The organism is Pseudoblastomonas aquimaris (assembly GCF_035481675.1).
In the GTDB taxonomy this organism is placed as follows: domain Bacteria; phylum Pseudomonadota; class Alphaproteobacteria; order Sphingomonadales; family Sphingomonadaceae; genus Alteriqipengyuania_B.
The window spans coordinates 505,988-517,316 of record NZ_JAYJJW010000002.1 but is presented as its reverse complement, the minus strand read 5'-3'; the positions used below and the strand labels follow the sequence as shown (position 1 = coordinate 517,316).

Annotated in this window: 11 protein-coding genes; 7 read left to right on the top strand and 4 right to left on the bottom strand. The window is 66.1% G+C overall.

Annotation, left to right across the window (positions count from 1 at the left end):
* Nucleotides 1-70: 70 nt before the first annotated feature.
* The 3 genes from VCJ71_RS12665 to VCJ71_RS12655 form a co-directional block, all read right to left on the bottom strand.
* A complete protein-coding gene (locus tag VCJ71_RS12665; RefSeq protein ID WP_324641491.1) occupies nt 71-1,969 on the bottom strand; it encodes a M1 family metallopeptidase in 1,899 nt (632 codons plus the stop codon).
* A gap of 96 nt (nt 1,970-2,065) precedes the next feature.
* Entirely contained in the window at nt 2,066-2,731 is a 666-nt protein-coding gene (locus VCJ71_RS12660) for a potassium channel family protein (RefSeq protein WP_324641490.1), read from the bottom strand.
* Nucleotides 2,721-4,004: a TrkH family potassium uptake protein gene (locus tag VCJ71_RS12655; RefSeq protein WP_324641489.1), complete on the bottom strand. Its 1,284-nt coding sequence runs from the start codon at nt 4,002-4,004 to the stop codon at nt 2,721-2,723. Before VCJ71_RS12655 ends, VCJ71_RS12660 begins: the two co-directional genes overlap by 11 nt.
* Before the next feature lie 199 nt (nt 4,005-4,203).
* Between VCJ71_RS12655 and VCJ71_RS12650 the strand changes: the two genes are divergently transcribed.
* Nucleotides 4,204-4,434 (top strand): hypothetical protein, encoded by a 231-nt coding sequence (locus tag VCJ71_RS12650; RefSeq protein ID WP_324641488.1) that lies wholly within the window; start codon nt 4,204-4,206, stop codon nt 4,432-4,434.
* A gap of 61 nt (nt 4,435-4,495) precedes the next feature.
* Here the strand turns inward: VCJ71_RS12650 and hemF are convergent, their stop codons facing one another.
* On the bottom strand, nt 4,496-5,353 hold the full coding sequence (hemF, locus tag VCJ71_RS12645; protein ID WP_324641487.1) for an oxygen-dependent coproporphyrinogen oxidase: 858 nt from the start codon (nt 5,351-5,353) through the stop codon (nt 4,496-4,498).
* A gap of 45 nt (nt 5,354-5,398) precedes the next feature.
* On the opposite strand from hemF, the gene pdeM reads away from it, so the two are divergent.
* The 6 genes from pdeM (at nt 5,399) to VCJ71_RS12615 (ending at nt 11,227) form a co-directional block, all read left to right on the top strand.
* The gene (gene pdeM / locus VCJ71_RS12640) at nt 5,399-6,103 is read left to right on the top strand and encodes a ligase-associated DNA damage response endonuclease PdeM (protein WP_324641486.1); all 705 of its coding nucleotides are present in this window, start codon (nt 5,399-5,401) and stop codon (nt 6,101-6,103) included.
* A 97-nt stretch (nt 6,104-6,200) separates the two neighbouring features.
* Nucleotides 6,201-6,722, top strand: coding sequence for a translation initiation factor IF-3 (gene infC / locus VCJ71_RS12635; RefSeq protein WP_324641485.1), 522 nt, complete (start codon nt 6,201-6,203; stop codon nt 6,720-6,722).
* A 107-nt stretch (nt 6,723-6,829) separates the two neighbouring features.
* Nucleotides 6,830-8,314 (top strand): SLC13 family permease, encoded by a 1,485-nt coding sequence (locus VCJ71_RS12630; RefSeq protein WP_324641484.1) that lies wholly within the window; start codon nt 6,830-6,832, stop codon nt 8,312-8,314.
* Between the two features lie 114 nt (nt 8,315-8,428).
* On the top strand, nt 8,429-9,082 hold the full coding sequence (locus VCJ71_RS12625; RefSeq protein WP_324641483.1) for a DUF4331 family protein: 654 nt from the start codon (nt 8,429-8,431) through the stop codon (nt 9,080-9,082).
* Nucleotides 9,082-9,804, top strand: a complete 723-nt coding sequence (locus tag VCJ71_RS12620; RefSeq protein ID WP_324641482.1) for a hypothetical protein — start codon at nt 9,082-9,084, stop codon at nt 9,802-9,804. Before VCJ71_RS12625 ends, VCJ71_RS12620 begins: the two co-directional genes overlap by 1 nt.
* Nucleotides 9,805-9,886: 82 nt before the next feature.
* Entirely contained in the window at nt 9,887-11,227 is a 1,341-nt protein-coding gene (locus VCJ71_RS12615) for a tetratricopeptide repeat protein (RefSeq protein ID WP_324641481.1), read from the top strand.
* Nucleotides 11,228-11,329: the final 102 nt, after the last annotated feature.

Here is an 11,329-nt window from a genome sequence, read left to right as displayed (position 1 = left end):
CGAATGTGCGGTGCAGCATGAGCAAGCGCAAGGCCTAAAACGCGCCCCCAGACTGAGACCGGCGCGCCGGCTAGCTGCCGTTCACGATCCGGTCCACGGTGCCGGTGGTAACTGCGTGGTAGCTGGGCCGGGTCCGGGCATAGATCCGCCGCGCGATCGGCCGGCCCCATTCGCCTTCGCCCATCAGCGTGGCGAACAGCGGGGCCACGAACTTGCGCCGGCCGACATTGGCGAGGAACGTCTCGGTCCGCGGCACAACGGCGTCGTAGCGATTGGCGAGCGCAAGGTTGAGCCACAGGAAAAGCTCTTCGTTGTTCGTGCCCTGGGTCAGGCCCAGCGACCGGTCCATCGCGGCCAGCCCTGCAGCGTCGATTTCCTGCGGCAGGCCGCGCAGGTAACGCTGCCTCTCCGCCGAATTCCAGCTCGCCCAGCGTGCCGACGCGACGGGTCCGCTCGCCGGATAGGCGGCAACTGCCGCATCGACCTCGGCGAAGGCACCCGCCGCGGGGCGGGCGACGTTGCCCGGCAGGCCGGGACCGTAGACCCATTCGTCCAGCATCAGCCGCTTTTCCAGCGCCGCATCGCCGCGCACCAGGTTGGCGCGGATATCGGCCAGCATCATCGCGCTGGTCGCGGGCTCGAAAGCATGGCGGTCGAACCAGCTTTCCAGCCATGCGTCGAACCGCTCGCGCCCGACGATGCTTTCCATCGTGCGAAGGAAATAGGCGCCCTTGTCATAGATGATCGCGCTGCCGACCGGGTCGACGTTCTCCGGCTGGTAGAGCGCCGTGCCCGGTGCATTGCCGACTTCGGCCAGCGTGTCCTCGATATTGGCAAAGGCGAGCGCAGCTTCCTGTTCGGCGCGCTCCTTGCCGTAGAGTTCTTCGAGGATGCGGTTCTCGAAATAGCTCGTGACCCCTTCGTTGAGCCAGCTGTCGGCCCATACGGCATTGGTGACGAGGTTGCCCGACCAGCTGTGCGCCAGTTCATGCGCGACGAGGCCGTTGAGGCTCTTGTCGCCGGCGATGAAAGTCGGCGTCAGGAAGGTCATTACCGGGTTTTCCATCCCGCCATAGGGGAAGGCCGGCGGCAGGACGATCATGTCGTAGCGGCCCCAGCGATAGGGGCCGTAAAGCTTCTCCGCCGCCACGACCATGCGTTCGGTATCGGCGACTTCGGCGGCTGCGGCATCGAGCATGGAGGGTTCGGACCAGACGCCCGTGCGGTCGCTCAATGCGCGGAATTCGATGTCGCCCGCGGCAATCGCGATGAGATAGGGCGGGACCGACTTGTCCATTTCGAAGCGGAAGGCGCGGCGGCCGTTGCCGAGGTCCTCGGGCGCGCCTTGCGCTATCCCGCTCATCACCACGGTCAGGGGCTTGGGCGCGGTGATGCGCGCTTCCCACGTCTGGCGAATGCCGGGGCTGTCCTGCGTCGGGATCCAGGTGCGGTTGAGGATCGCCTGGCCCTGGCTGAAGAGATAGGGATGCTCTCCGCCCGCCGTCTGTGCGGGGCTGAGCCATTGCAGCGCCTCGGCGTTCTCCGCCGCGCGATAGGCGATGCGGACCTGGCGCGCGTCGCCCATGCGGATGGTCAGGGGGGCGCCCTTGCCCCCTTCGGCGACCATCGCGCCGATCTCGTAATCAAGCGCATTGCCCGCCCCGTCGGTGACCGAATCGATCCGCAGCCCGTTGCTGTCGAGCACGATCGCTTCCGCATCATCGCGCGCGGCGATGTCGAGCACGGCAGTCCCGCCGAGCGACTTGCCCGCGAAATCGAGCGCGAGGTCGAGCGCGACGTGGGTCACGCGGGCAACCTGGGGCTGCGCGTAGCTGAGCGTGTCGACCGCGTCCGCGCTCGTCAGGATCGGCGCGACCATGCTCGGCTCGCCCGTTGCCACCGGCATTGTGGTGCAAGCGGTGCCGGTCAGGAGCAGGGCGGCGAGCGGCAGGGTGAAAATGGGGCGCATGGGTCGGTCTCTCCGGGAAATTCGAATGTCGTAGTTCGCTTATCGGCCAGCGGCTTACGGTGCGCTGAAGCGCCTGTCGATGGAGTTGGGTCCGCGTCAGCCGCCGCAGCGGGCGAAGCCTTCGATGTCGGCGATGCGGCCCGATACCACCAGCTCGTCGTCCGGCAGGATCAACGTATCGGGCGTCGCGTGGAGGAAGTCCTCCCCCGCCCGCTTCACGCCGACCACCGTCACGCCGAACCGGCTGCGGCATTCGCTCGTCACCAGCGGCAGGCCGACGATGGTGGCGGGCGCCGCCAGCCGCGCAATCGCGAATTCGTCGCCGAATGCGATGAAATCCTTCAGCCGCTCGTTGAGCAGGTGCGCCACCCGCTCGCCCATCCGCTGTTCGGGGAAGACGACGTGATGCGCGCCGGTCCGCTCCAGGATGCGGCCGTGCTTGTCATTGGTGGCCTTCGCCCAGATCGACTGCACGCCGAGGTCGGACAGGGCGAGCACGGTCAGCACGCTCGCTTCGATGTCGGTGCCGATGCCCACCACGGCGGAGCGGAAAGTGGCCGCGCCCAGCTTCTCCAGCGTGGCCATGTCGGTGCAGTCGGCCTCCAGCACCTGCGTCAGCGCGCCGGCGTTTTCCTGAACCAGCGCGGGATCGCAATCGACGCCCAGCACCTCGTGGCCCATCCGCTCCAGCGATCCGGCTACGGCGCTGCCGAAGCGGCCGAGGCCGATGACGAGGACGGGTTCGCGCTTGTCAGCCGACAATGGGGTTCTCCTTCGGGAAACGATAGGGCCGTTCGGACGAGCCTGTAGCCAACGCCGTCGCCACCGTAATGGTCCCGACGCGGCCGACGAACATCAGGATCGCAAGCACCACATGCGCCTGCACGGGAAGCTCCGCCGTGATGCCGGTCGAAAGCCCGACGGTCGAAAAGGCGGAAATGGTTTCGAACAACACGTCGTCGAGCGGCAGCGGCGCGATGGCGAGGATATAGAGCGTAGCGGCCATGATCAGGATGACGGCCATCGTGGTGATCGCCAGCGCCTGACGCTCCAGCCGCTGGTCGATGCGGCGGCCGAAAATGGCCACGTCGCGCTCCCGCCGGATTTCCGACACGACCACGGCCAGCAGCAGGAAGAAGGTGGTGATCTTGATCCCCCCGGCGGTGCCCGCACTGCCGCCGCCGATGAACATCAGCAGGTAATTCACCAGCAGCGTCTCGTCGCGAAACGCGCCGACATCCAGGCTGTTGAACCCGGCCGTGCGCGGCATGACGGAATGGAACGCGGCGTTGAGCAGTTTTGCGCCCGTGTCCATCGGCCCGAGCGTATCGGGATTGGCCCACTCCTTCGCGAGGATGGCGACGAAGCCTGTCGCCAGCAGGATGGCGGTGCCGCTAATTGTGATCTTGCTGTGCAGGGTGAACCGCCGCCAGACGAGGCCGTGGGCGCGGATGTCCTGCATCACCGGAAACCCCAGCGCCGTGACGATGACGGCCAGCATGATGGGGACGAGGATGACGGCGTCCGACTGGTAGGACATCACGCTGTCGGAAAAGCTGGAAAATCCTGCGTTGTTGAAAGCGCTGACCGAGTGGAACACGCCGTGCCACAGCGCCTGTGCGAAAGGCATGTCGTAAGCGAGCGCGAAGCGGGCTGTCAGGATGGCGGCGATCACGCCTTCCGCCACAAGGGTGATGGTCAGCACCAGCTTCAGCACCGACCGCGCATCGCCCACTTCCAGCCGGTCCCGTTCCACCTGCGTCGCCATCCGGTCGCGCAGGCCGAAGCCGCGCCCCGCCATCAGGCCGAACAGCGTCGCCGCGGTCATGATCCCGAACCCGCCCACCTGGAACAGCAACAGGATCACGCCCTTGCCGAACGGGGACCAGTAGGTCGCGGTATCGACCACAATCAGCCCCGTCACGGCGACTGCGGAGGTGGAGGTGAAGAAGGCCGTCGACAGCGCGGTCTGGGTCCCGTCCGCCGTGGCGATGGGCAGCCACAGCAGCAGCGTGCCGATCGCGATCGCCGTCATGAACAGCAAGGGAATCAGCCTGACCGGATCGCGCAAGAACCGCATGAATTCGCCCATAGCGAAATCGGTCTGCGGCGCATCCGATATTTCGCGCCGCGCCCGGCCTAGTGCGCATGCACTAGCTACACCTGTCCTACAGACGCCGTCGCACGTGCGGCGTTACGCTGCATGCCTCTGACAACCAGAAGGGGAGATTACCATGAACATCGCCACCAAGCGCACCGGCATCGCTTTCGCAGCCCTCGCAGCGCTCGCACCGTCCTTCGCCTCCGCGAACGACATCCGCATCGAATGCAACCAGTATTCTGACACTTGCGAGATCCTCGAATGCACCGATGTGCCCACCACTCCAGATTTCCCCGGCGCGCGCGAGATCTTCGGTGAAACCACGGTCGAAGTCTGCTCCTCGATCGGCACTTTCGGCGCCTGATCCCCGCAGGCGGGCGCGCCGGACCAGTCCCCGGCGCGCCTGCCCTGCTCACCCTTGCCGCCTAGCTCCAGCTGGCCTCCGGCGGTAGGCTCATCAAGATGGCGTCGATATTGCCGCCGGTCTTGAGGCCGAACAGGGTTCCCCGGTCGTAGACCAGGTTGAATTCGGCATAACGCCCGCGCCATTCGAGCTGCCGGCGCTTGTCCGCCTCGTCGAAGTTGCTGGCCATGCGCCCGCGCACGATCTGCGGATAGATGTCGAGGAACGCCTCGCCCACATCTTTCGTGAAAGCCAGATTGCGCTCGAACGCGGCCGCGTCGTCGCATTCCAGGTGGTCGTAGAAAATCCCGCCCACCCCGCGATGCACGCCGCGGTGGGGGATGTAGAAATAATCGTCCGCCCATTTCCTGAACCGCTCGTAATAGGTCGGGTTGTGGGCCGCGCAGGCCGCGCGCAGCCGGGCATGGAAGGCCTCCGTATCCTCGGCATAGGGGATCGGCGGATTGAGGTCCGCCCCGCCGCCGAACCACGACTTGCCGGTGGTCAGGAAGCGCGTATTCATGTGCACGGCGGGCACGTGCGGGTTGGCCATGTGGGCAACCAGGCTTATGCCGGTGGCGGTAAACCCCGGTTTTTCGGCGCTGGCTCCGTTGACCTGCCCGGCGAACTCGGGCGAGAAATTTCCGTGCACCGTCGAGACGTTGACGCCGACCTTTTCGAACACCTTGCCTTTCATCACCCCGCGCACGCCGCCGCCGGGATTGTCGTTGCCGTCTTCCTCCCGCGCCCATTCGGCATAGTCGAATGCGGCATCGGAGCCGGCTTCACGCTCGATGGCCTCGAATTCCCCGCAGATGCGGTCGCGCAGGGTTTCGAACCACGTTCGCGCGGTTTGCGTCCAGTCGTCGGTATCGGTCATGGCATGCCACTTGCCATCGCCGAAACCTTGCGGCAATAGCCGGTCATGGTTCCCGTTTCGTTCGCCCCTTTCGAATTTGCCGGTGAAGAGCTCGTCCTGACCGAGGGGCGCACGCTCTACTGGCCGCGCGAACGCGCGCTGTTGGTGGCGGACCTGCATCTCGAAAAGGCGAGTTTCTACGCCACCACCGGGCAGTTCCTGCCGCCATACGACAGCCGCGAGACGCTGGAGCGCCTGTCGGAGGAAATCCGCCTGACCGACGCGCGGCGGGTGATCACGCTGGGCGACAATTTCCATGACAGCGCGGGCGTCGACCGGCTGGAGCCACATGCCGCGGGCATGCTCGCGGCGCTGACGCGGGCGACCGACTGGGTGTGGATCACCGGCAACCACGATCCGCAGCTGAAGAAGAAACTGGGTGGGACGCTGGCGAAGGAAGTGGAGCTCGGCGGCTTCATCCTGCGGCATATCGCGCGCAAGGGGGAAACCCGGCCCGAGATTTCCGGCCATTTCCACCCGCGCCTGCAGCTGAAAATCCGCCGCCGGGCGATCCGGCGGCCCTGCGCGGTGGTGGCGCGCGGAGCGGAAGGCGCGCGGATCGTCATGCCGGCCTTCGGCGCGCTTACCGGCGGAATGGATGCGGGCGATCCGGCGATCCTGAAGGCGCTGCAGCCTGCCAATACCATCGACGCGGTGGTGCCCACCCGTGGCAAGCTCGCCACATTTCCGCTGTGGCGTGCGGCTGCCTGACCTGCGCCTACTAGCGCGGCGGGGGTTTAGCCCCTACATGGAAGCCTGATTTCAACGAGTCACAGGAGAAAGACTTATACCTCGTCCCCCCCGGCGTATGAACACGCCCCCCGTTAAGAGCGGGCCCCGCTTCGACAATTTCATCCAGTCAGACAAGGTTCGCGTGATCGACGATCAGGGCGAGAACCTGGGCGTGATGTTCACGCGCGAAGCGATCGAACAGGCCGCCGAAGTCGGCCTCAACCTCGTCGAAGTTTCACCCAATGCGGACCCGCCGGTCTGCAAGTTCCTCGATGTCGGCAAGCACCGCTATGAGGCTCAGAAAAAGGCCAACCTGGCGCGCAAGACGCAAAAGACCCAGGACATCAAGGAAGTGAAGATGCGCCCGAACATCGACACGCACGATTACGACGTGAAGATGCGCAACGTGGTGAAATTCATCGAGAACGGGGACAAGGTCAAGGTCACGCTGCGCTTCCGCGGCCGCGAGATGGCGCACCAGAACCTCGGCATGGACCTGCTCAAGCGGGTGCAGGACGACACGACCGAAATCGCCAAGGTCGAAGCATTCCCCCGCCTTGAAGGGCGGCAGATGCTGATGGTGATCTCGCCGAAATAGCCATGCAGAAATCGTGGAGAGGGCACCCGCTGCGGTGCCCTTTTTCATTTGTAGCCCTATCCCGGAAAGAATGAATCCGCGATGCGGTCGCAAGGGAGGGGCAAGTGATGACAGCAGGCAGGATCGGTCTTGTGGCGGGCGCGCTGGCGCTCGCAATCACTACGATCGTGCCCGCGCCCGCGGGCCTGTCGCAGCAGGCCTTCATCGTCGCCGGCCTGGTCGTGCTGATGGCGGCGTGGTGGATGACCGAGGCGATTCCGCTGACCGCCACCGCGCTGATGCCCTTCGTCGTCCTTCCGCTGGCGGGCGTCATGGGCGCGGACGAGACGGCTAGCGCCTATTACGCGCCGATCCTGTTCTTGCTCCTGGGCGGCGCATTCATCGCCCTCGCCATCGAGCGAACGGGGCTGCACCGCAGGCTCTCGCTGGCGATCCTGAAGGCCATCGGCACGGGCGGCGGACAGGCGCGGTTGCTGCTCGCCTTCATGATCAGCGCGGCGGTGCTGTCCATGCTCATTTCCAACACCTCCACCGCGCTCATCATGATGCCGATGGCCCTCGCCGTGCTGGCGGGCGGGGGCGTAGCCATAAATAGCGAACAAGGCACGCCCTCAAGTAGCGAAGCGGTGGGGCCACAACGCCCGCCCTCAAGTAGCGAAGCGGTAGGGCAGCAAGAAGGCCTCGCCGGCGCCCTTCCCATGGGCATCGCCTTTGCCGCGAGCATCGGCGGCCTCGGCACCATCGTCGGCTCGCCCACCAACGGGATTGCGGTGGCGCTGATCGACGACATCATCGGGGTGGAGATCAGCTTCGCGCGCTGGATGGCATTCGGCCTGCCGGTCGTGCTGCTGGGCGTGCCGCTCGCCGCGGCGATCATCTCGCGCGTGCAAAAGGTTGCGGAGCATCCCTTCGACGTGGCGCAGGCGCGCGCCGCGATCGACGACCGCCGCCCGTGGTCGCCGGCGGAAAAGCGGCTGGTCCCGCTGATCGCGCTGACTTTCCTGGCGTGGATGACGCAGCGTTGGGTGGCGCCTTTCCTGCCGGAAGACAGCTGGAAGGACGGCACCATCGCCATCATCGCCAGTCTCGCGCTGTTCCTGCTGCCCGACGGGACGGGCCGCCCGCTGCTGCGGTGGAAGGAAGCCGACCGCGCGCCATGGGGCGTGATCATGATGTTCGGCGGCGGGCTGGCGCTGGCGGCCGGGATGCAGGCGTCCGGCCTCGCCGCGTGGCTCGGGGAGGCGCTGCTGTTCCTCGAAGCCGTGCCCGTCCTCGTCGTCGCCCTCGCCATCGTCGCGATGGTGGTGCTGATCACCGAATTCGCCAGCAACGTCGCCACGGCAAGCGCCATCATCCCCATTGTCGCCAGCCTGGTCGTCGCGCTCGGCGCCGATCCGATGCTGCTGGCGATGCCCGCCGCTCTCGCCGCCAGCTGGGGCTTCATGCTGCCCGCCGGGACCGGTCCCAACGCCATCGCGTGGTCGACCGGCAACATCCGCATCGGCCGGATGGTGCGCGCCGGCTTCGTCCTCGACCTGTGCGGCATAGGGGTGATCGTCGCGGTCTGTTTCGCCGTCGCCGGATTGGCCTGACACCGGACTTTTCGCGCGTCGGACCCGCCCGAAAAAAGATTCCATTCATCGTGCATCCACTTTCCCGAACGCGGCGTAGCTGTTCTCCGAGCGCACTATTCGGGGAGAAAGCTCATGAAAAACAAGCACTATCTATTGGCCGGAGGGATTGCCGCCTGCGCCATGGGCGCGGCCGCCCTGCTGCCGGGCGAGTCCATTCGCTCGGCCGACCACAGCGATCCGCCCAGCCGTACCAGCCCCATGGCGGACGAAACGCCGGACCGGGCCGCTGACATCGCCGACATCTATTCGTGGGCGGACGATACCAATCTCAACATGGTCGTGACCTTCGCAGGCCCGGCCGACACCGCCAGCCCGGCAACCTACGATCCCGACGTCCTTTATCGCGTGTTCCTTTCCACCGATGGCGACGCGCTCAACACCGAGAACGTGATCAACGTGCGCTTTGGCAAGGATGGTGCCGGCAACAACGGCATCCAGATCCAGGGCGTGCCCGGCGCCGGGACGATCACCGGACCGGTGAACCAGGACCTGACCTCGGGCGGCGCACGTGCGCGTGCGGGCCTGTTCGACGATCCGTTCTTCTTCGACCTGCAAGGCTTTATGGAGACGGTGGATACCGGCAACCTCAGCATTTCGAACGAGCGCGATTTCTTCGCCAACGCCAACGTCACGGCCTTCGTGATCCAGGTGCCGCTCGCCAATATCAACCCGACGGGAGCCCTGACCGTATGGGCCGAAACCCGTCGCTTCGGAGGGCAGCTCTGATGAAAAAGACATTCGAAAAAGCTCGCTATGCCAAACTGGGCGGTGTTGCCGCAGCGGCAATCCTGAGCCTGGCCGTGACCGCGTGTTTCGATGGCGACGACGATAACGGCATCACACCGATGCCGACGCCGACTGCCACGATGGACCCTCAACCGCCTGCGCAAAGCAATCTGGATGTGGGGCAATGCCTTACCCAGGAGGTCGCGCCCGGCGTGACGGTTGCCGATCTGGTCATCCCGGACGTCTTGCGAATCGATCCGTCGGCCCCGGCCGGTTTCCCCAACGGCCGCCTGCCTGCGGACCCGGTGGTAGACGTGACGCTGGCCGTGCTCCTGCTCGATCTCAGCGATCCGAACCAGAACGCGCTGACTTTCGCCAACCTGCCGCTCAACCCGGACCAGAATGACATCGGCCCGCCGCCGATGACCTTCCCGTTCCTGTTGCCGCCGCAAGGCAGCCCGCCGATCGCCAGCAGCGGCGGATCGGGCTTCACCTTCCGCAGCGATCCGGCAAGCGCATATGTGCGCGTGGACCGCATGGGCATGCCGGCGGTGTCGACGGCACTGATCCCGTCGGACCTGAAGATCGCCTATAACGATGCGAGCCCGGCGGACGATGCCGCAGGCACCTTCGTCGATCCCATCGTGATGCAGCTGACAGCGATCACCGACGGTATCGACGACGATCTGACCGGCCTCGGCTTCAACATCTGCGCCGACTGATCCGGCCCGCAGACACCGATAATCCGGGGCGCGGGCCTGACCTGCGCCCCGGATACGATTTACCTCGCTGGGGAGAGCGACCGTGAAGAAGCCCGTTCGACTGTCTTTGATGTTGTGCGCCGCCGCTATTGGCGTGGCAGGCATCGGCTATGCCATCGAAGGCGGACCTGCCGCTCCCGCCCATGCGGAAGTCATGCCCGGCGACGTTGCCGTCGGATACGGCGGTGCCGGCATGGCGGAGGCAGCCAGCCTCGCCGACCGTTCGGTCGGCTCGATGCGCAACCGGCTCGCAGCAGGCGACGCGGGCTGGCTGCACAAGGAAGCTCTGGCTCTTGCCCTGATGGACCGCTTCGGCCTTTCCGGTGATATTTCGGATGCGAACGAAGCGGCGGAATTGCTCGATTCAGGTCTCGCCGATGCGCCCGACGGGTCCGGCCCCACCCTCACCCGAGCCGCCCTCGCGATGAGTTTCCACGATCTGGACACCGCAGAGCGCATGCTCGACCGGTTCGCCATCGCCGCACCGCGCCGGACGCAGCACGATCGCGCCGTGGCCCTCGCCTTGCGCGGCGACATTGCCATGCAGCGCGGCGAACTGGGCCGGGCGCAGCAGCTCTACGACCAGGCGGCCAAGATGAACACGGCCCTCGGCTCCGGAATGCGGGTTGCCGACCGCGCGTTGTGGGCGGGAGAGCCCGCAGAAGCAGCGCGCCTTTCGGGCAAGACGCTTGCTGCACAGCGGCCGGAACCGTGGCATTTCGCGAAGGCCGCCCTCCACCGGGCCAACATCGCTTACGCCAGCGGCGAGCTCGAGACGGCGGGCCGATGGATTGCAGCTGCGGACGATGCTTTCCCGGGCTATTGGGTGGCGCAGACCTATGCCGCGCAACAACGCGCCGCGACCGGCGCATGGGACGAAGGCATTGCCGATCTTGAACGCATCGCGCGCGACAGCGGCGAGCCTGAAGTGATGGACGTCCTCGGCGGCTTTCTCGCCCATCGTGGCCGTACACCGGAAGCTGCGCGCTGGAGCGAGCAGGCACGGGTGGCATGGCTCGGCAAGCTTGGCGAAGCGCGCGATGCCTACCGCCTCCATGCGGCGGAACACTTCCTCGACTTCGGCGACGCCTCTAAGGCACTAGAGCTGGCGCGCGAGGAATATGGCATGCGCCGATCGGGCGAAGTCGCCGAAGTCTACGCCTCCGCACTCACCGAAAACGGACGGCCGCAGGATGCCCTCAAAGTGCTCGCCGCCGCCAGCAAGGCAGGCTGGCGTTCCGTCTCCCTGGATCTTGCCTACGCCGACGCCCACCGCGCTTTGGGCGATGACGATGCGGCGGCACGGTGGGAAGACCGTGCCCTCGAACTGAGCCCGCTCGCTCTCGACCCGCGGCGAAAGCTGCTTCGCTTCGGCCATTATTGACGGCGTGCGAACCCGGCCCGGCGTGCTTGAAATAGCCGGTCGGGCGCAGTAATCGGCAGCGCATCCCGCACAGCCCGGCGGAGATGCGTTCCTGCGGAGGTT

Coding starts and splice junctions, on each gene's coding strand:
- pdeM (WP_324641486.1), top strand. CDS start 5,399: ATGGTTCCCGTTTCGTTCGCCCCTTTCGAATTTGCCGGTGAAGAGCTC.
- VCJ71_RS12630 (WP_324641484.1), top strand. CDS start 6,830: ATGACAGCAGGCAGGATCGGTCTTGTGGCGGGCGCGCTGGCGCTCGCA.
- VCJ71_RS12665 (WP_324641491.1), bottom strand. CDS start 1,969: ATGCGCCCCATTTTCACCCTGCCGCTCGCCGCCCTGCTCCTGACCGGC.
- VCJ71_RS12650 (WP_324641488.1), top strand. CDS start 4,204: ATGAACATCGCCACCAAGCGCACCGGCATCGCTTTCGCAGCCCTCGCA.
- VCJ71_RS12625 (WP_324641483.1), top strand. CDS start 8,429: ATGAAAAACAAGCACTATCTATTGGCCGGAGGGATTGCCGCCTGCGCC.
- infC (WP_324641485.1), top strand. CDS start 6,201: ATGAACACGCCCCCCGTTAAGAGCGGGCCCCGCTTCGACAATTTCATC.
- VCJ71_RS12620 (WP_324641482.1), top strand. CDS start 9,082: ATGAAAAAGACATTCGAAAAAGCTCGCTATGCCAAACTGGGCGGTGTT.
- VCJ71_RS12655 (WP_324641489.1), bottom strand. CDS start 4,004: ATGACGGCGATCGCGATCGGCACGCTGCTGCTGTGGCTGCCCATCGCC.
- hemF (WP_324641487.1), bottom strand. CDS start 5,353: ATGACCGATACCGACGACTGGACGCAAACCGCGCGAACGTGGTTCGAA.